Annotated in this window: 15 protein-coding genes; 9 read left to right on the forward strand and 6 right to left on the reverse strand. The window is 65.5% G+C overall.

Annotated elements, in window-relative coordinates; all coding sequences use genetic code 11:
• The first annotated feature begins 20 nt into the window (after positions 1 to 20).
• A complete protein-coding gene (locus LVJ94_25330) occupies positions 21 to 2867 on the forward strand; it encodes an insulinase family protein (protein WXB10536.1) in 2847 nt (948 codons plus the stop codon).
• Here LVJ94_25330 and LVJ94_25335 read toward each other — a convergent pair.
• The 3 genes from LVJ94_25335 to LVJ94_25345 are packed head-to-tail and all read right to left on the reverse strand — an operon-like array spanning position 2833 to position 6007.
• A complete protein-coding gene (locus tag LVJ94_25335) occupies positions 2833 to 3690 on the reverse strand; it encodes a sugar phosphate isomerase/epimerase (GenBank protein WXB10537.1) in 858 nt (285 codons plus the stop codon). The two genes, LVJ94_25330 and LVJ94_25335, sit on opposite strands and share 35 nt — an antisense overlap.
• Positions 3687 to 4862, reverse strand: a complete 1176-nt coding sequence (locus LVJ94_25340) for a dihydrodipicolinate synthase family protein (GenBank protein ID WXB10538.1) — start codon at positions 4860 to 4862, stop codon at positions 3687 to 3689. Before LVJ94_25340 ends, LVJ94_25335 begins: the two co-directional genes overlap by 4 nt.
• Positions 4859 to 6007: a Gfo/Idh/MocA family oxidoreductase gene (locus LVJ94_25345; protein ID WXB10539.1), complete on the reverse strand. Its 1149-nt coding sequence runs from the start codon at positions 6005 to 6007 to the stop codon at positions 4859 to 4861. The genes LVJ94_25340 and LVJ94_25345 overlap by 4 nt, the downstream gene beginning before the upstream one ends.
• 356 nt (positions 6008 to 6363) lie before the next feature.
• On the opposite strand from LVJ94_25345, the gene LVJ94_25350 reads away from it, so the two are divergent.
• From LVJ94_25350 to LVJ94_25370, 5 genes are all read left to right on the forward strand, one after another.
• Entirely contained in the window at positions 6364 to 8007 is a 1644-nt protein-coding gene (locus LVJ94_25350; GenBank protein WXB10540.1) for a GMC family oxidoreductase, read from the forward strand.
• Entirely contained in the window at positions 8004 to 8447 is a 444-nt protein-coding gene (locus tag LVJ94_25355) for a hypothetical protein (GenBank protein WXB10541.1), read from the forward strand. Before LVJ94_25350 ends, LVJ94_25355 begins: the two co-directional genes overlap by 4 nt.
• Positions 8444 to 9724, forward strand: coding sequence for an MFS transporter (locus LVJ94_25360; GenBank protein ID WXB10542.1), 1281 nt, complete (start codon positions 8444 to 8446; stop codon positions 9722 to 9724). The genes LVJ94_25355 and LVJ94_25360 overlap by 4 nt, the downstream gene beginning before the upstream one ends.
• A gap of 178 nt (positions 9725 to 9902) precedes the next feature.
• Positions 9903 to 10805, forward strand: a complete 903-nt coding sequence (locus LVJ94_25365; GenBank protein ID WXB10754.1) for a terpene synthase family protein — start codon at positions 9903 to 9905, stop codon at positions 10803 to 10805.
• A 321-nt stretch (positions 10806 to 11126) separates the two neighbouring features.
• Complete coding sequence (locus tag LVJ94_25370) at positions 11127 to 11582, forward strand: hypothetical protein (protein WXB10543.1); 456 nt, start codon at positions 11127 to 11129, stop codon at positions 11580 to 11582.
• Positions 11583 to 11640: 58 nt separating this feature from the next.
• Here the strand turns inward: LVJ94_25370 and LVJ94_25375 are convergent, their stop codons facing one another.
• The 3 genes from LVJ94_25375 to LVJ94_25385 are packed head-to-tail and all read right to left on the reverse strand — an operon-like array spanning position 11641 to position 16384.
• Complete coding sequence (locus tag LVJ94_25375; protein WXB10544.1) at positions 11641 to 12855, reverse strand: substrate-binding domain-containing protein; 1215 nt, start codon at positions 12853 to 12855, stop codon at positions 11641 to 11643.
• Between the two features lie 17 nt (positions 12856 to 12872).
• Positions 12873 to 13832 (reverse strand): ABC transporter permease, encoded by a 960-nt coding sequence (locus LVJ94_25380; GenBank protein WXB10545.1) that lies wholly within the window; start codon positions 13830 to 13832, stop codon positions 12873 to 12875.
• A complete protein-coding gene (locus LVJ94_25385; protein ID WXB10546.1) occupies positions 13829 to 16384 on the reverse strand; it encodes an ATP-binding cassette domain-containing protein in 2556 nt (851 codons plus the stop codon). The genes LVJ94_25380 and LVJ94_25385 overlap by 4 nt, the downstream gene beginning before the upstream one ends.
• A 230-nt stretch (positions 16385 to 16614) precedes the next feature.
• On the opposite strand from LVJ94_25385, the gene LVJ94_25390 reads away from it, so the two are divergent.
• The 3 genes from LVJ94_25390 to sigJ all read left to right on the forward strand — a co-directional run bounded on the left by LVJ94_25390 (position 16615) and on the right by sigJ (position 19021).
• Positions 16615 to 17604: a LacI family transcriptional regulator gene (locus tag LVJ94_25390; protein WXB10547.1), complete on the forward strand. Its 990-nt coding sequence runs from the start codon at positions 16615 to 16617 to the stop codon at positions 17602 to 17604.
• 71 nt (positions 17605 to 17675) lie between these two features.
• Positions 17676 to 18101 (forward strand): carboxymuconolactone decarboxylase family protein, encoded by a 426-nt coding sequence (locus LVJ94_25395; GenBank protein WXB10548.1) that lies wholly within the window; start codon positions 17676 to 17678, stop codon positions 18099 to 18101.
• A gap of 8 nt (positions 18102 to 18109) precedes the next feature.
• Positions 18110 to 19021, forward strand: coding sequence for an RNA polymerase sigma factor SigJ (gene sigJ, locus LVJ94_25400; GenBank protein WXB10549.1), 912 nt, complete (start codon positions 18110 to 18112; stop codon positions 19019 to 19021).
• Positions 19022 to 19376 lie beyond the last annotated feature (355 nt).

The raw sequence follows: 19376 nt of genomic DNA on the forward strand, positions 1-19376 counted from the left end.
GCCGCGGCCGATCCAATGGCGTGACATCCCGCAAACGGCCACAAACCTCGCACCGCGCGCACCTTCTCTTTTCCGGCCTCGTTCTTTTTGCCATGGCGATGGCCTTCACCGCGTCGGGCTGCAAGGCATCCCTCGTCCCCGCACGGCAGGGACTCCTGATGCGCAACGTGGAGTTGCCGGTACGCCAGATGGTGTACCCCTCGGGCCTCCGTGTCGTGGCGGAGCGCGATGCGCGAACCAAGATCGTCGGCTTGTTCCTGGTCGTGGGCGCCGGGTCCTCGAGCGATCCGCCCGGCAAGGAAGGTCTCGCCCATTACATCGAGCACTTGGCGTTTCGTTCGCGGCCTTTTGGCAGATCGGGCCTTCGGCGGCTCCTCGAGCGCGCGGGTGCGGGCGAATGGAACGCGTCCACGTCGCTCGATGCCACGGTGTACCACGAGGTCGGGCCGGCCTCCTCGTTGAACGAGTTGCTCCGGCTCGAGGGAGCACGGATGCTCATGCCGGTGGCGAAGATCACGCCGGAGACCCTCGCCGTGGAGCTCGACGTCGTCCGGAGCGAACTGCGCGAGCGCAACGAGACGGGCTTCATGGGCGAGACGCTCGGAACGCTGCAAAAGGCAGTATTTCCTGCGGGACATCCGTATGCGCGCCCCGTCATCGGAACGCACGAGAGCCTCACCTCGATCCAGGTCGAGGACATCAAGGCCTTTCTCGACGCACAGTATCAACCCGACAACATGACGCTCGCCATCGTCGGCGACATCGATCTCGCCACGATTGACAGCATCCTCAAGCAAGAGCTCCCGCCCGATCTTCTGCGCGCGCGGCCTTCCAAGCCGCGGCCGCCCTTTCCGGAACGGGCGCCCGAACCGCCCCCTCCCCCGCCGCAGCTTCTCTCGCGCAGCACCGCCGCCGTGGCAACGCCGGAGATCTGGATCGGATGGTCGCTGCCGCGCGCGTTCGATGCGGACACGCACATCGTCAGCATGATCGGGGACATGGCTGGCGAAGGACTCAACGCGGCCGCCGCTCGAAGCTGGTTCGGCATGGGGGACGCCGGGGTGCGCGACATCGTCTCGGTGAGCGCCGGCATCGTGCAAGGCAAAGATGCCTCGATGCTCGTGTGCCGTGTGACCCTTCAGGAAGGCGCCGACCCCGAGAGAAGTCTCAAGCACGTGCTCGACCAATTGCCCGAAATTTGGGACCAGGACATCGATCCCCTAGCCCAGCAGATAGGTCAGACCGTGTTCGGAAGTCGCCAGCGTGTGGCCGTGGTCAACATGCTCCTGGAAACGGAGAACATCGTCGAACATGGCACCACGCGGGCGCTCACGACGCACTTCACGAAGAATCCAGCTACCTACCAACGCAGCTACGACAAGGTCACGGCGATCGAGCCCACCGCGCTGGTCGATTATGCCCAGAAGTACCTCGACCGCGATCGTGCGCGGGCGGTGCTCTTCATGCCGACACCGGGCGGCCCGCGCGCGAACGCAAGGCCCATTGGTGCCCAGCAGCTCGGGGAGGAAGATGCGCTGCCCCTCCGCGTCGATCTCGAGCGGCTTGCCGCCATGGTGCCTTCACCGATCGCGAACGGGTATCAAGTATTCTCGCTGAAAAATGGGATGCAGGTGGCCATCGTTCGACGCGACGGAGCCCCCACCGCCTCCGTGCATTTGATGCTGCGTGGAGGGTTGGGCGCGGCGGAGAGTCCAGCCGCTGCGCTGGTCGCGATGCACTTGATGCGACGACCTCATTGGAATGCCCATGGCTCGCCCATGGAGTTCGGCGGGCAGATGGATCGAACCCTGAATCGGGACGGGTTGCACTATGTCCTCGACGGGTCCGCCGGGAACGTCGGCATGATGCTCGCAATCCTCGCCGAAAGCATTCCGGGGTTGTACGTGCCAAGTGATTCGTTTCGTCATTTTCGAAACTATCGCCTGCCCTATTTGAAGCTCGCCGAACGGAAGCCGGAAGAAGTCGCCTCCCGTTCCTTCTTGGCGAGCCTCTTGGCCGGGCATCCTTATGGGCGCTCCGCGACGGCCGACGATATCGACGCCTCGAGTCCGGGCGCGGCCGACGCCTGGATCGATGCGGCGCACGGCGCGCGAAATGCCGTGCTGGCCGTGGTCGGAGAGTTCGATCCGGCCGAGGTCACGAAGATCGTCCATTCGGAATTTGGCGATTGGGATCGAGGGAGCACGGCGGCCCCCCTGCCCCCTGGATACGAGCCACCGCAAACGGGGCCGCGGTCGGCCTCCCCGGCCATGAAGACCCTCGTCACGGAACGACCTGGTGCCACCCAGACGCAGATGCGACTTGGTTGCATTTTGCCGTCCGTGCACCGGGCCCTGGACGATGACCAGCACGACGTGGCCGCGCAACTCGTGGAGACACGGCTTGGCGAGGCGCTGCGGGAACGGGCCGGCGTAACCTATGGGATCCACGCGACCGCCTTCGCCTTGCGAGGCGGCACGGCCTTTCTCGATATCCAAGGAGCCGTCGAACGCGACGCACTCTCGACGGCCCTCACGACCATGCGAAACGCGCTGCAACGGGTCGGAGACACGGCCTCCGCCGAGAGCGAACTCGCGTGGGCCAAGCTTCGCGCGGCGCGCGCTCACACGCTTCGGGGTGTGACCAACCGTGGTGTCGCCCGCAGCATCCTTGGCCGGGTCAATCTGGGCTTCCCCATCGAAACCCTGAACTCCACGGCGGCCGATATCGCCGCGACGACGCCCGAGCGCGTCCGAGAGGACATCCACGCGTGCACCGCTGGAGGCCTCACCTTGTCGCTCGTCGGAGACGGACCTTCGATCCGCGCCGCCCTCAAGGACGCGGGGCTTCGCGCATCGTCACCTTGAACCAAGGCCCGATGTGCTCGATGTAGCGTTGCACGACGGCGGTGGCGATTTCATGGCCCGGGCGGGACCATAGATCGGCGTTGAAGATTTCGACTTCGATGTCGCCGTCGTAGCCCGCGGCGATGAGCGCGCGGCACAAGGGGGGGAAATCGATGATGCCGTCGCCCATGAGGCCTCGCGCGAGGAGGAGATCCTGCGGGACGGGGACGAGCCAGTCGGAAACTTGGAACGAGGCGATGCGGGCGCCGGCGCGGGCGATTTGGGTGAACACGTCGGGATCCCACCAGACGTGGAAGGTGTCGACGATGACGCCCACGTGCTCGACGGGGAACGATTCGGCAATGCCCAGGGCCTGGGCCAGGGTGGAGACGACGGCGCGCTCGGCGCAGTACATCGGGTGAAGCGGCTCGAGGGCAAGGCGGATCCCTGCCGCGGCGGCGTACGGTGCGAGCTCGGCGAGGGCATCGATGACCCGGCGGCGGGCGCCGGGGAGATCGCGATCGCCGGCAGGGAGGCCGCCCACGACGAGGGCGAGGCATGGCGCACCGAGTTGGGCGGCTTCGTCGATGGCGCGGCGGTTGTCGGCGAGCGCTTCACGGCGCGCCGCGGGATCCGACGCCGTGAAAAAGCCGCCGCGGCACAGTGAAGAGACACGGAGGCGCGCCTCGCGAAGATGCCGAACCGTGGTGGAGAGGCCATAAGCCTGCACGTGCTCTCGCCAAATGCCGATGGCCGGAATGCCTTCGCGCACGCACCCTTCGATGGCCTCGTCCATCGTCCAATGGCGCGTGGTCCACTGATTTAGCGAGAGGCGCGCCATCATGCCACGACGCCCGCGGTGGCCAGTAGCGCGCGCATGCGGGAGGCAGCGAGGAACGGATCGGGGAAGAGATCGGCGACGTCGGCGCGACGGAAGGCCTCCGTGAGGTGCAGAATGGAACGCGCGCTATGGGCGCCATTCACCATGACGAAGGCGTCTTGGTGGCCGCACAGCCAGGCCAGAAACACGATACCCGTCTTGTAGTGGTACGTCGGCGCGGCGAAAAGCCAGCGGGCGAGCGGCAAGGTCGGCTCGAACGCGGCCGCGTAGCCGGCGGTATCGCCCGCGTCGAGGGCGGCGAGTGCGACGGAGGCCGCAGGTGCAATCGGGTCGAAGATGCCGAGAAGCGCGTCGCTATGCCCCTGGGCATCGCCGAGGATCAAATCGGGGTAATTGAAGTCGTCGCCCGTGTAGAGACGAACACCCTTCGGCAAGCGCTGGCGCAGGCGGATCTCGTGCTCGCGGTCGAGAAGCGAGACTTTGACGCCGTCGATGCGAGACGCGTAATCGCGCACCAGCGCCAAGAACGATTCGGTGGCCTCGGCCAGGTCCTGCGAGCCCCAGTAGCCGCGAAGCGCCGGATCGAACATGTCGCCGAGCCAATGCAGGATGACGGGCCGCGTGAGCTGCCGGAGCAAGGCGCCGTAGACGCGGTGGTAGTCGCCGGGCCCGCGTGCGCACGCCGCGAGGTGCCGGCTGGCCATGAGGATGACGCGCGCCCCCGTGTCCTCGATGACCGCGATTTGCTCGAGGTAGGCGGCGACGATGGCATCGAGATCGGGGCTGCCCGCGCCAAGGTGATCGGTGCCGGCGCCGCACGCGAGGAGCGCATCCACGTTGGGGCCGAACGAGCGCGCCTCGGCGGCGCTGCGGCGGATCAATTCGCGCGTGGCGGGCCAGTCGAGGCCCATGTTGCGCTGCGACGTATCCATGGCATCGGCGACGCGCAATCCGCACTGCCACAGGTGACGGCGGAAGGCCATGGTGGCGTCCCAATCGATGGTGGCGGGCGCGCCCGGTGTGTTGTCGGCCAGCGGATCGGCGACGACGTGCGCAGCGGCGTAGGCGATGCGCGTGCGGGCAGGAACGTGCGGAATGCTCCAATCGCGCGGGGCACGCAAGGTGTAGCGTTCGAGGCTCCCCTCGGCCGTGGGCAACGTGATGGTCGGGCTCATAGTTCGATGCGCCGTCCTTCCGCCGAAGAGCGAAGCGCGGCCTCCGCGAGCGCGACGCCGCGCGCACCGGACGTCAAATCGAAGGTGTACGGCTCGTCGCTCAGCACATGGCGCAGGAACTGTTCCCATTGGACTTTGAATCCATTGTCGAATTCCTGATTGTCCGGCACCTCTTGCCATTGTTCGCGAAAGCGCTCGCGCACGGGCATATCCGGATTCCACACCGGCATCGGCGTCATGGTGCGGTGTTGCACGCGGCAGTTGCGCAGCCCGGCGATCGCGCTGCCCTCCGTCCCATCGACCTGCAATTCCAGCAACTCGTCGCGATGCACGCGCACGCACCACGAAGAATTCATCTGCGCAATCACGCCGCCACCCAATTCGAAGATGGCATAGGCCGCATCGTCGGCCGTGGCATCGTAGGCCCTACCCTGCTCGTCCCAGCGGCGTGGAATGTGGGTGACCGCCCGCGCGGTGACGGCACGCACGGGACCGAAGAGATGCTCGAGCACGTAGGACCAATGGCAAAACATGTCCGAGACGATGCCGCCGCCATCCGCAGCACGGTAATTCCAACTCGGCCTCTGGGCGCGCTGCCAATCGCCCTCGAAGACCCAATAACCGAATTCACCGCGCAAACTCAAAATGCGCCCGAAGAACCCCGCGTCGACGAGGCGCTTCAATTTGACCAGGCCCGGAAGGAAAAGCTTGTCGTGCACCACACCGGTTTTCACCCCCGCCTCACGCGCGAGGCGCGCCAAGGTCCGGGCCCCTTCCGCGGTGCTCGCGGTGGGCTTCTCCGTGTAGATATGTTTGCCCGATGCCACGGCGGCCTTGAGCGCTGCTTCGCGCGCGGGGGTCACCTGCGCGTCGAAGTAGATGCAGCCCGCGGGCGATGACGCGAGGGCCTCGTCGAGATCCGTGGTGCACTGCGCGAGCCCGTGGCGATCGGCGATCTCGCGCAACTTGCGCGCGTCGCGTCCGATGAGGACCGGCTCGAGTTGCACGCGGCTTCCGTCGGCGAGGAGAAGCCCTCCCTGTTCGCGAATGGCGAGAACCGATCGCACCAAGTGCTGCCGATATCCCATCCGGCCGGTAACACCATTCATCAGCACCGTGAGAGCGCGCGAAACCTGTGTGCTCATAGGGCTCCTCGACTTGAAACGTTTCTCGGGAAAGCGCTTTCCCAAAAACGCTAGCTCTCGGCCACGGTTGGGTCAAGAGTCGGGCGAAAAAGCGCCGCGAAACCACTTGACAATCCCGACTCGCGGACGCTACCTGGAAAACGCTTACCGGTCCAGGTGTCCCTACGCCCCCCGACCGACACAGGGGGAACTCTCGAGGTAGTGATGAGGTCCAGCACACTGCGTTACGTCGAAACCACGCTTTGGCTTGGTGAACGCGGTGTTTACCGGACGCCGCTGGATTGGGCTGCCGTGCAGATCCCTGGCATATCCATATTGAGAAGTCGCGAGTCGTTGCCGTAGGAGTACCTCCTGCCATGCGCAAATCGTTGATCCATCCGGGCGCCGGCCGTGACCGCGCCGACGTTTGCATCATTGGAGCGGGTCCTGCGGGCGCCGTGGCCGCAACGCGTTTGGCCGAGGAAGGGCTGAACGTGGTCGTGCTCGAGCAGGGCGATTGGCCGGATTATCGCAAGGCGCGGGGCGCGCATGCGGATTTCGAGGTCAATTCCGGCGCGGATTGGGCGTGGAATCCCAATACGCGAAGGTCCCCGTCCGATTATCCCATCAACGGCCGCGATGCCGATATCGACGTGGTGCTCTACAATGGGGTCGGCGGCGGCACGGTCATCTATGCCGCGCAGTGGCACCGCAATGCGCCGTCGGACTTTTGCGTGCGCACGCTCGATGGCATTGCCGACGATTGGCCGCTCTCGTACGAGGACCTGAGGCCCTATTACGAGCGGGTCGAGGTCGCGTTCGGCATCTCCGGGCTGGGGGGTGATCCGGCGTTTCCCGCGGGCGAAGGTCCACCGTTGCCACCGGTGCCACTCGGGGACATCGGCCGCCGCGTCGCCGCAGCGCACAATGCGCTGGGCTGGCATTGGTGGCCCGGCTCCAATGCGATCGCCACGCGGCCTTACGGCGCGCTCAAGCCGTGCGTGCAGCGCGGCACTTGCCTGTGGGGCTGCGCGGACGGAGCCAAAGCGAGCGCGGACCGCACGCATTGGCCCCACGCAGTCGACCTGGGCGTGCACCTCGTCACCGGCGCGCGCGTGCGGCAGATCACCGTGAATGACGCGGGCCTGGCCGACGGTGCCGTATGGATCGACCGCGACGGCAAGGAGCACGTCACCCGCGCGAGCGTCATCATCCTGGCCGCCAATGGTATCGGCACCCCTCGCCTGCTTCTGCTCTCCGCCACCCGCGGCCATCGCAACGGCTTGGCCAACTCGTCCGGCTTGGTGGGCAAGCGGCTCATGCTGCATCCCTTCGGTGTGGTGACAGGCCTCTTCCAGGACGACATGCACAGCACGCAAGGCCCGTGGGGGCAGCACTTGCACTGCTTGCAGTTCTATGAAACGGACGCCCGGCGGGGCTTCGTCCGGGGGGCCAAATGGGGACTGCAACCCACGGGCGGTCCGGTCAATGCCACACGCGGCTGGCCCTGGGGTCCGGACAATCCCGTGTGGGGCTCGAACTTCCACCGCAACGTGCGCGCGCGGCTGGGCCACTCGGCCATGTGGGGCATCGTCGCGGAGGATCTGCCGGAAGAATCGAACCGCGTCGAGCTCGACCCGGAGCTCACCGACGGGGACGGCATCCCTGCCCCGCGCATTCGCTACCGCGTGGGGGAGAACTCGACGAAGCTCATGGACTTCCACATCGAGCGGGCGCGTGAATCGCTGGAGGCCGCGGGCGCCTACCGCACCATGGTGGCCCCGTCGATCCGCGAGACCGGCTGGCACCAGCTGGGCACGGCGAAAATGGGCACCAATCCGGCCACCTCGGTGGTCGACCCGTGGGGGCGCACGCACGATGTGCCGAACCTCTACGTCTTCGACGGCAGCATCTGGCCGACCTCGTCCGGGATGAACCCCACCGCCACGATTGCGGCGATGTCGCTTCGCTGCACCGAGCACCTTCTCGAGCAGCGCCGCCACCAGCAGGTGCCGGCGTGAGCTCTCTGGATGATGCCGCGCGCGCGCGCTTGGCCGCGCTGGCCGATCTTCTCATTCCCGCCGATGGGGACATGCCGGCCGCGAGCGGCGCCGGTGTGGCGGGGGCCGGCGTGGATGCGGTCCTCGCGGCGCGCCCCGACCTGCTCGTGCCGCTGCACTTCGCGCTTTCCGTCGCGGCCTACGAGGACGCCGCGCACGCGCTGTCCGTCCTGCGCGACAAGCACCCGATGGAGTACACCGCACTCGGCGAGCTCGTGGCCGGTGCGTATTACCTCCATCCCGATATCCAACGACGCATGGGATACCGCGGCCGACAGGCCATCACCATCGAGATCGCGGACGGCACGAACGGTCCGATGGCCAAAGGCGACGCCGAATTGCTCTCACCCGTCGTAAAGCGCGGCCCCATCTGGCGGGCGGATCCACGGGGCCAAAAATGACGGTGGCGGAGCGTGCCTCCACGACCTCCGCCACGTCCGCACTCCCCCCCGATCAACGCCTCACCCCCGATCAACGCAACGCCTTCGTCGCCGCACTTTTGGGCTGGGCGATGGATTCGTTCGACTACTTTTTGGTGGTCCTGGTCTACGCGGACATCGGCCGTGACTTCGGTGTGGGCCTGCCCACCATGGCCTTTCTCACCACGGTCACTTTGGCCATGCGGCCGGTGGGCGCGCTCCTGTTCGGATTGTGGGCCGACAAAGTCGGCCGGCGCCTTCCGCTCATGGTCGACGTCGTCTTCTATTCCGCCGTCGGCTTCTTGTGCGCCTTCGCACCGAATTACACGGTGCTGCTCGTCCTGCGCCTGCTCTACGGCATCGGCATGGGCGGCGAATGGGGACTCGGTGCGGCGCTCGCCATGGAGAAGATACCGCCCGCGCGCCGCGGCTTCTTTTCCGGTGTGCTGCAGCAGGGCTACTCCATGGGCTACCTGCTCGCCTCCCTCGCGTACTTGCTGGTGCACTCGGTGCTCGGATTGAATTGGCGATGGCTCTTTGGTTTGAGCCTCCTTCCCGCGATGCTCACGTTGTTGATCCGACTCGGCGTGCGCGAGTCCGAGGTGTGGGAGAAATCGCGCGAGCAGCTTCGCGCCACCCGAACGTCATTGCGTGATGTCGTGTTTCAACGGGGGATGCTGCGACGATTTTTCTATCTCGTCACCTTGATGACACTCTTCGCGTGGATGAGCCACGGCACGCAGGATGTCTATCCCACGTTCCTGCGCGCCACGGCGAAGTCGGGCGCAGGGCTCTCGCCGGGCACCGCCACGTCGCTCGTCGTCGTTTACAACATCGGGGCGATGATCGGCGGGTTCACCTTTGGCGGGCTCTCGGAGCGCTTCGGGCGGCGTCGCACCATCGTGTTCTGCGCGCTTCTGGGTTTGCCCATCGTTCCTTTGTTCGCGTACGGGAGCAGCGTGGGTATGCTTTGCCTCGGCTCGTTCCTGATGCAGATCGCCGTGCAGGGCGCGTGGGGTGTCGTTCCGGCACACCTCTCGGAAATGTCCCCCGATGCGATCCGCGGCTTCTACCCCGGCGTCACCTACCAACTTGGAAACTGCATCGCCGCGTTCAACCTGCCCATCCAGGAATGGCTGGCGCAACATTACGGCTATCCGTTCGCGCTCGCTGCGACCGTCGTCCCGACGTTGGCTCTTCTCGCACTCTGCGCGGCGCTTGGAAAAGAAGCGAAGGGCATCGCCTTCGGCAAAGGGTGACGGACGCGCCCGATGACGGCCATCATCTTTTTGACCTGAAGGTAACCCGTCCACTAGACGCTTTGCCAACGTGCGGCCCTATGGACGCCGTCGGAGGATGACCGTGATCGTAGACGCTTTGAAAGCGCCCAGGATCGATTGCCCCTTTCCATCGGCAATTCATCCCAGCGCACGCGGCATGGAAGAGCATTTGCTCGCATGGGTGAAGGCATTCGACCTTGCGCCGAATGCCCATGCGCTCGCGCGATTTCGCCGCGCCCGGTTAGGCGAACTCGCTGCGCGCACCTATCCGTCGGTTGCCGACATCACGAGGAACAGCGAATGGCTATCGCTTCTTTTTCTGGTCGACGAGCGATTCTGCAATCGCGATAACACTCCCGATCGCCATGAAATCGTTTCAACGAATGACGAATTGCTACGCATGCTCCCCATGCATCTCGGCCCCACGCCCGCGCCGCACACGGGGCTGGCCGCGGCGCTCGCTGGATGGTGGCGTGACGTGGGGCCGGCCATGTCGCTCGGGTGGAGGCTGCGGTTCGTCGGCCACGCCGAGCAGTGCTTTCGCACGTACGAGCAGGACTTGGCCAACGAGCGGTACGGGATCCCTCCGCCCTTGCGCACGTACGTCGAGTTTCGCCGGCAAAGCGGGGCGGCGGAGACGGCGCTCGATTTGATCGAGTTTGCCGAGGGCGCGGAATTGCCCGAGCAGACGGCCCACTGCCCGCAGGTGCACGCGCTGCGGACGGCCACGAACGACATCGTGTGTTGGACGCACGATCTTTTGTTCGTGGCGAAGGAGCGCGCCCGTGGTCGGATGAACAACCTCGTGGCAGTGTTGTGGCAAGCTTGGGGAGGAAGCTGGCAAGACTCCGCCGAGCGCGCCGCCGGCATGATCGCCGCGCGCTACCGTGATTTCGCCATTGCCGAGGATTCGCTGTGCCGGCGTTTGGATGCCGTGGAGTGGGAGCACGTCGAGCGCGCGGTGCGCGGATATCGCAATTGGATATCCGGAAGCCACGAATGGCATCTACGTTCGCCGCGCTACATTCGGCAAAAGTTTCATTTCGACCGGATCCACTAATGATGGAGGTGGCAGCCCGAGCGGGCCGCCGGCATCGAGCGCGGGGGTCGACCCGGCGGACGGCCGCTCGCGGGCCGAGGTGCCGCAGGTCGTTGCCTTGCCGATGATCGCGGACGGGCGCTGACGGGGCAGTTCTCCCCTTCTCGTTGCGCTTTGCCACACGCAAAAGCGATATCACTGGAAACGGCGCGCTATTTTCGCATTTGGATGAACGGCGCCCGCGGGATGTCGCGGACCTCGTGCGGGCCCGCGCGATGCATGGGAGAAATTCCCCCCCCGATGCGTTCGCCGTTCGCGACGCGTCATCTCGTGAGGTGACTCATGATCCGCAGCAATCAGACCGTCCTGGTCGTCGGTGTTCTGGCGACCTCGGCGATGCTCCTCCTCGGATGCAGCAACAAGAAGGCCCATCCGAGCGCGTCCTCGACCACGCAAATCACGTCGGAGACGCTGGTGCGCACCGAACCACGGAGCGCATCGACCGACCCGCGCGAGAACTACGCGAAGGTCGCACGAGGAGATCTCGACAATCTCGATCGGCGCATTGGACTCTTGGAGTCGCGCCCCGCGGGATTGACCGCGGGCGAAAGGACGCGAACGGCCAACGATCTGCGCGAAGTCCGCGCCAAGCTGCGCGAGCTCCGCCGCCGCGTCGAAGCCGTTTCCTCGATGCAGCCTGCCGTCTTCGCCATGGAGCAAGACCGCCTTCAAACCGACTGGGACACGCTCAACGCGAAGGTCGAGCGCATCGGCGATCGGCTATCCTCGAAGCCGTAAAGCGAATCGAACCGCCAAGTCCATCTTGGCGTCTTGGCGGTTGGCTCCTCTGCGCTGCCTATTTCGCCGCTTTGCCGCCCCATAGCTCGGGGAAGCCGGGCATTTTTTGGCAGCCGCACATGGCATAGAACGTCGGCGGCAAATGCGGTGTGATGTATTCGCTCAACGTGTCGCCCGTGATCTCGGGCTGCGGAAGGATCCACTCTTTGGGAACCTGTTTGCCCGAGAGAATGTCCACCGCGGCGAGGATGGCCGTGCGCCATTGGTAGACCGGATAGGTCGGCGCCATGGCGGTCCATCGGTTCTTCTGCCACGCCTGTAGGAAGGCGTTGTTGTCCTCGCCCGTGATGGGCGGCACGTCGAGTCCCGCATCCTGAAAGGCTTCGGCCGCTGCCTCGGTGGTGTCGCCGGCGTCCATCCACACGCCGTCGATGGCGGCGTAGCGGTGCAGGTAATCGCTGACGATCTGCTTCGTTTTGGCGGGATCGCTGCCGGTGAATTCCATGCCGATGACCTGGATGCCCGCCTCGTTGAACACGCGCTGGGCCCCTGCCCAGCGATGCTCGAGCACGTCGACCCCGGGCAGGATGCGCAGCGCCAGGACTTTGGCGCCCTTCTTGACTTTGCTCACGATGAAGTTGGCGGAGCTGACGCCGAAGAGGAACCCTCCAATCGGGTGGATGAAGGTCACCGGGCAATCCGTACTGACACCGCGGTCGAAGCCGATGACCGGGATCTTCTTGCAGGCCTCGTTCACGACGGTGGTGAGCGGGCCGGTGGTGTTGGGCGCCACGATGAGCGCGGAGCAGTTTTGCGTGAGCAAATCCTGAATGTCCGATATCTGCTTCTCGTCCTTGCCGCCCGCGTCCACCACGGTGAACTTGCCAATCTGCGGGTGAAGCTTCACCTCCGCCTTCATCGTGGCAAAACCCGCGGTGCGCCAGGGGTTGGTCAGCGAGGCGTTGGAGAAGCACACGTGCCACGGCTCTTTCTTTTTGTACTTCGCCGTGTCGACGTACACGGGGTCGATGGCTTGCGTCCACGGGGTGGATGGATCGCCGGTGGCCGTCGCCTTGGCTTGTTGCAACTGCTTGTCGTATGCAACCGCATCGAACCACTTCGAGGGTTCGGCCGCGTTGGTGGCCGTCACGGACGAAGCGGTCGCTGCCGGCTTGCCCTCCGCGCCCTGGTTCGAACTGCCAGAGTCTTTGCGGCAGGCCGTGATCATCGCGGGAATCGCGAGCAGGAGCAACGAATATGCGGTCGGTTTCATGGGACCCCTCCGAAACGTCAGGAACTGCGCCGGCGTGCGCTGTAAGAGAACAACGAGGAGAGGGCGACCGCGCCGATGATGATCGCCCCCTGAAAGGCTTGGCGCACCGGATCGGCGACACCGAGCAAGTTGAGCCACGTGAAGATGGCCTGGAGCGCGAGTGCGCCTGCGGCCGCAGGAACGACGGCCCCGCGGCCGCCGCCGAGAACGACACCGCCGAGGACGGCGGCGCTGATCGCTTGAAACTCGTAGCCGCGCCCCGCCTGCGGGGAGACGCCCACGATGCCCCCCAGCACGATGCCCGCAACGACGGCGAAGAGCGCGGAGAGCACGAAGGCGAAGATGCGCACGCGCGCCACGTTCACGCCGGAGAGCGCCGCGGCGCGCGGGTTGGCCCCTGCAGCCACGAGCTGGTAACCGAAGTTCGTGCCGTGCCGGAGCCACGTTGCCATGGCCACGAAGACGACCATGACCAGGACGGCGTAGGGCAACCGCTCGAGCCAAGGGATCCCCGTGAAGGCGCCGCGACCGAACGCGCGGAGGTTGTCCGGCACGTAGCCGAGCACCGCGCCGCCCGTCCAATAGAGGACGGCGCCGGAGAGAATGAGCATGGTGCCCAAGGTGGTGATGAACGAGGGCACGGCGAGCTGGGTGGTGACGATGCCGTTGACCAAGCCCACGACGATACCGAGGCCGAGCAGGGCGGGAACGAGCCACCACGTTTTGTCTTCGTCGCCATTGCCAACACCGGCGGCGATGGCGACCACGACCGTCACCAAGGAGCCGATGGAAAGATCGAACTCGCCCGCGACGAGCACGAAGAGCTCTCCCACGGCGAGCAGCATGAGCGGAGCGGCAAAGCGGACCAACCCGAGGAGAACCGGCGGCCTCGTAAACTGCGGGTTCTGAACCATGATGGCCACGACCACGCCGAAGAGCACGAGGAACACCGGCGCAATGCGAAGGACGGCGCTCATGCGGGCACCCGCCTTCGCAACCTTTGCAGGAACGCGCGGCCGAGCAAGCCTTCACCGCGGGCCATGCCGTAGGCGGCGACGGCGCCAATGAGGATGACACCGCGCGCGATGTCTTGGACGAAGGTGTTCACGCCGAGCTGGTTCAGCGCATTGTCGACGACGGCGAGCACGAGGACACCGCCCACCGTTCCCAGGATCCCCCCTCGCCCGCCCATGATGGCCGTTCCACCCAGGACAACGGCGCCCACCGAATCGAGCTCGTAGCGTCCATTGGGCCCGATCCACGGTGCGGCGGAGCCCACACGACTGACGAGAAACAGCGCGGAGACGACGGCGCAGAGGCTGCACGCGACGTGCGCGAGAACCACGACCCGCGCCGAGCGCACACCGGAGACGCGCGCGGTCTCTTCATCGCCGCCGACGGCCATCAAGTGGTATCCAAAGCGCGTTTTTCGCACGAGGTACCACGCGCCCGCCGCCATGGCTCCAAAGAGCAAAACCGCGTACGGAATGGGACCGATACCGCTGTAGCCGAGTTGCTGAAAGCTTTGGGGCACCGAGCCCGTGACCGAGGTGAAACTGTTCTCGAGCGCGCCGCGCATCAGCAGCCCGGTGGCGAGGGTCGCCATGAAAGCGTTTACTTTCACGCGCGTCACGAGCAGTCCATTGACCGCGCCAACGCCGGCCCCGATCCCCAACGCCAACAGCACCACCGGCGCGATCATGGAGGTTTGCCCCTGCATCTCGTACGACGTGAGCACCGCCACCACGCTGATCAGATAGGCCACGGAGAGATCGATCGAGCCCGCGAGCAGCACGAGACTTTGCCCCACGGCGACGATCCCCAGTGCCACGGACCTCACGAGCAAATTGCGCAGGTTATCGACACCGACAAACGCATTCCCCACCCCGAGCCACGCCAACACGAACAACCCCGCCAACACCCACCAAATCCCCCACCCCTTCTCGTGCTCGTGCTCCTTCTCGTGCTCGGGCACGGGCACGATCTCTCTTCTTCCTCCCTCACCCGAGGCAACCCCCAAAATCTCCTTCTCGCTCGCCCCCGGTTCGAGCTCCCCGGCGATGCGTCCTTGTCGCATGACCAAAATGCGATCGCTCATGCCGATGACCTCGGACAACTCCGACGAGATCATCAAAATGGCGGCCCCCTCCTCGGCCAGCGCACGCATTTTCTCGTGAACGGCCGCCTTCGCGCCGATATCGATCCCGCGGGTGGGCTCGTCGAACAGCAGCACGTTGGGCCGCGTGGCCAGCCACTTCGCCAGCACCACCTTCTGCTGATTGCCGCCGCTGAGAAACTGCACGGGCACCTGCAGACTCATCGCCCGCACGTCGAGTCCCGCGAGCAAGGCCGCCGTGGCCGCGGTTCCGCGAACGGCGTCCTTCTTCTGACCGCTCTTGCGGCGCAGCGCGCGCACGGCGAGCTTGGCATTGTCCAGCACCGACTCGCGCGCAAGCAGTCCCTCGGCCTTGCGGTCCTCGGTGAGAAACGCGATGCCCGCGTCGATGGCCTCTCTCGGTGAGGTCAGCGGGATGGGCCGCCCGTCCAACTCGATGCCACCCGACGTGAACGGCTCGGCCCCGAAAAGCGCGCGGGCCAGCTCCGTGCGGCCCGCCCCTTCGAGACCGGCCACGCCGACAATCTCGCCCGCCACCAATTCGAGATCGATGCCCGACAGCCGCGCATTTCCTCCACCGCGCACGCGCAACCGCGTCTGTCGCAGCGGCGGCGGGCGCGTACGGCGCGGCGGGTAATACCGATCGAGCGTGCGGCCCACCATGAGCTCGACCAGCTCGCCCGTGGTGACGTCGGCCGGTGCGACGTCGGCCACCGTCGCGCCGTCTTTGAGGACGGTGATGCGCGTCGCCAGGCGGAATACCTCTTCGAGGCGATGCGAAATGTAAACGATGGCAAGTCCTGCGGCGCAAAGCTCGCGCACGATGGTGAACAACGATTCCACTTCGCCCGGCGAGAGCGCGGCAGTCGGTTCATCCATCACGAGAACACGCGCGTCGAGCGAAAGCGCTTTTGCAATCTCGACCATCTGCTGCTGGGCTACCGAAAGGTCGCGCACCCGCGTATGCGGCGACATGGACCGATCGACGCGCAACCGCGCGAGCAGCTGCGCCGTCGCTCGATGCATGGCCCGGGCGTCCACCCGCGCGGCCGATCCGGGCTCGCGACCGAGAAAAATGTTCTCGGCGACCGAGCGCTCCGACAAAAGGCGAAACTCTTGAAAGATAATGGCTACGCCCGCGCTTTGTGCGGCACGTGGATCGCGAAAATGCTCCTCGCGACCGTCGATGAGGATTGCGCCTTCATCGGCTCGGTGAACGCCCGCGAGGATCTTCATCAAGGTCGATTTGCCAGCGCCGTTTTCGCCGACAATCGCGCGGACCTCCCCCGGGGCGCAGGTTAGATCTACGCCCTTGAGCACTTGGACGCCGAAAAAGCCTTTCCGAATGCCCCGCATCTGCAGCCGCGACTCCAACGTCGGCTTCGGCGGAGCCCCCACGGGTGTCTCGCTCACCCTTTGCCCTCCTATTCACGGGGACTATGGCAGTGGCCCCTGGGTCTGGCAAGCGCTTACACCGCTGATTTTGCGGGGATTTGCCGATGATTGTCGACGGGCCGATGCGTCACGCACACCCGGCACCGTTCTGGGGGTATTCTTATAACGAGAGCGATAGGGTGAAAAAAAGCGCGCCGAAACAAGGTCGACAGGAAGGGCGGGCCGCGACAATCGCGGACGTGGCTCGCATGGCCGGAGTATCGGTGGCCACGGCATCGCGAACGGTGAACCGCACGCGCCCCGTCGCCGCAGATTTGCGGACCAAGGTTCTGGCCGCGGCGAGGCAACTCGGTTACTCGCCCAATCCGCATGCACGCGCACTCGCGCAGGCGCATGACACGACGGTGGGCGTCATCGTGCACGATGTGAGCGATCCCTATTTCTCCGAGATCGTGCGCGGTATTCTGCAGGCCACGTCGGACGATGGGCAGATGGTCCTCATCGGGAACACGTACCGCGATCGCGAACGGGAGCTCGCGTACATGGCGGCCTTCCGCGCCCGCCGGACGAGCGCCTTGATCCTCGCGGGCAGTGGGATGGAAGATCGGGAGTTCGGGGCGAAGATGACCCGGCAGATCCTCGACTTCGAGGCCGCGGGCGGGCGGGCCGCGCTCATCGGGCGGCACTACGCGCCGGGCGACGTGGTGATGGCCGACAATCTGGGCGGGGCGCGCGCGCTGGCGATGCACTTGGCGGAGCTCGGGCATCGGGTCATCGGGGTCATCTCCGGTCCGGCCGGGCTCACCACGACGCACGATCGCCTGGCGGGCTTCCGCGCGGGGCTCGCCGAATCGGGGCTTTCGCTTCCCGACGAACACGTGGCGGTGGGCGGCGACTTCACGCGCGATGCCGGATTCAGCGGCACCGTGGAGCTTTTGAAACGCGTTCGACGCATGACCGCGATTTTCGCGATGAACGACATCATCGCCGTCGGCACGCTCACGGCACTGCGGGAGCGCGGGGTACGGGTGCCCGAGGAGGTCTCGGTCTGTGGCTTCAACGACATTCCCTGGGCCCGGGATCTCTGGCCGCCGCTGACCACGGTGCACTTGCCCATGTTCGAGATGGGCAAGCGGGCGCTGGAGTTGGCGCGCATGCCACGCGCGGCAGAAATCCGCGTGGAGCACCTGCCCACTCGCCTCGTCGTCCGCATGAGCACGGCGCCGGCGGCCCGCTGATCTTTTTTCGGCGAGCGACGTCACGGGCTTCGGAGGTGGATCGTCTTCCTCTGTGAAAAGGAGATGTTCCCGTGAAAGATACCCTTCGCTACGACCAATCGATCCCCGACGTGCTCCAGGCCTTGCAGAACGTGCATGCGGTGATGGACAAGCACGGCTTCGATCGAAAGCTTCATCACTTGGTGCTGCTTCGGGCGTCGCAGATCAACGGCTGCGGGTTCTGCGTGCAGCTGCACACGAAAGAGGCACGGCAGGACGGGGAAACCAACGAACGGCTCGATCGGGTCATCGTGTGGAAGCACGTGAGCGATTTCACCGAGCGCGAGAAGGCGGCGCTGGCTTGGACGGAGGCGCTGACCAAGCTCGACGAGCATACCGATCTCGGGGCGTTGCGCGCCCAATTGCGGGCACACTTCAATGAACAGGAGATTGGCGTTTTGACGTCGACCGTGGGCATGATCAACCTCTGGAATCGACTGCAAATCGCGAGGCACTGACCAAGACCATGACGCTTCCCTCCTTTGGCTCCTTTGGCTCCGACATCGAGGTATTCGAGGAAAGCCGCTCCACCCTTTTGGGCTTGGCCTACCGCATCCTCGGGTCACGCGCCGACGCCGAAGACGCGGTGCAGGACACGTTTCTCAAATGGGAACAGGCGAGAAAAGACGCGGAGCCGATCGAGACGCCGGCATCGTGGTTGATGACGGTCTGCACGCGCCGGTGCATCGATCTGCTTCGTTCCGCACACAAAGCGAGGGTCGATTACGTGGGAACCTGGCTGCCCGAACCGATTGCCACGAAGACGGAGCCAACGTCCGAAGAGCACATGGCGTTGGCCTCGTCGTTGACCACGGCCTTTTTGCTTTTGCTCGAGCGGCTCACCCCCAAAGAACGGGCAGCGTATCTGCTTCACGAGATCTTCGAGATTTCCTATCCGGAAATCGCCAAAGCGCTCGACATGCAAGAAGCCGCCTGCCGCAAACTCGTCTCGCGTGCGCGCACCACCGTCGACCGCCCGGAGGTGCGCCACACGGTGCCGCGCGCAAGGCAGGAGCAACTGCTCGACGCCTTCGAGGGCGCCATCGTCCGAGGCGACATGGCCTCCCTGTCCGCGCTGCTCTCCGACGACATCGATCTCCACGCCGACGGCGGCGGCAAGGTACCCACGATCCAACAGATTCTGCGCGGCAAGGACGCGGTACTCGCCTTCATCGGCAAGGTCGTTCAACCTTCCTGGAGCGCGAACCGCTGGGTCCCCGTGGACATCAACGGCGGCCGCGGCGTCCTGTTGGAGGACGATGGCAAGATCGTCGCCGCCATGTCGTTCGCGTACGACGAGAGCGGAAACCTCGCCGATATTTTCGTGGTGCGCAATCCGGACAAGCTGGCCCGCTTGCGTGAGGAAGCCATCGAGTAGGCGGTTTGGTGCGGGATCCGGACCGATGCGCGGATTAGCTGGTGCGACCTTCGTGACCCAAATAAGCTTCAGATTTCAGGACGTAGTCCGGCGTCGTCGCCGAGTGCCACCACGCGCTCAACTGGCTCACTCGCTTCCAAGATGCCGATTGGGACGACGTCGACACGCCAACATAGCCGCCTAACCCTGGACGCCCCCCTTCTGGCCTGCGCCATGGTGTGCCGCCACGATCGGCAAATCGGGTGCTTCTTCGGCGCATCGTGGGGTGCTCGCCGAGATCGTGATGGTCCCGGTCGCGGCAAAAAGAACATGCTGGGCGGCCCTCGTGACTCCGCGTAGGGCCCAAGTTCGAACG

It is taken from the genome of Sorangiineae bacterium MSr11367 (assembly GCA_037157805.1).
GTDB classification, from domain to species: domain Bacteria; phylum Myxococcota_A; class Polyangia; order Polyangiales; family Polyangiaceae; genus Pendulispora; species Pendulispora rubella.

Bases quoted from the DNA above. Each gene is read 5' to 3' on its own strand.
- LVJ94_25335 (WXB10537.1), bottom strand. From the start codon at position 3,690: ATGATGGCGCGCCTCTCGCTAAATCAGTGGACCACGCGCCATTGGACG.
- LVJ94_25340 (WXB10538.1), bottom strand. From the start codon at position 4,862: ATGAGCCCGACCATCACGTTGCCCACGGCCGAGGGGAGCCTCGAACGC.
- LVJ94_25345 (WXB10539.1), bottom strand. From the start codon at position 6,007: ATGAGCACACAGGTTTCGCGCGCTCTCACGGTGCTGATGAATGGTGTT.
- LVJ94_25350 (WXB10540.1), top strand. From the start codon at position 6,364: ATGCGCAAATCGTTGATCCATCCGGGCGCCGGCCGTGACCGCGCCGAC.
- LVJ94_25360 (WXB10542.1), top strand. From the start codon at position 8,444: ATGACGGTGGCGGAGCGTGCCTCCACGACCTCCGCCACGTCCGCACTC.
- LVJ94_25365 (WXB10754.1), top strand. From the start codon at position 9,903: ATGGAAGAGCATTTGCTCGCATGGGTGAAGGCATTCGACCTTGCGCCG.
- LVJ94_25370 (WXB10543.1), top strand. From the start codon at position 11,127: ATGATCCGCAGCAATCAGACCGTCCTGGTCGTCGGTGTTCTGGCGACC.
- LVJ94_25375 (WXB10544.1), bottom strand. From the start codon at position 12,855: ATGAAACCGACCGCATATTCGTTGCTCCTGCTCGCGATTCCCGCGATG.
- LVJ94_25380 (WXB10545.1), bottom strand. From the start codon at position 13,832: ATGAGCGCCGTCCTTCGCATTGCGCCGGTGTTCCTCGTGCTCTTCGGC.
- LVJ94_25390 (WXB10547.1), top strand. From the start codon at position 16,615: ATGGCCGGAGTATCGGTGGCCACGGCATCGCGAACGGTGAACCGCACG.
- sigJ (WXB10549.1), top strand. From the start codon at position 18,110: ATGACGCTTCCCTCCTTTGGCTCCTTTGGCTCCGACATCGAGGTATTC.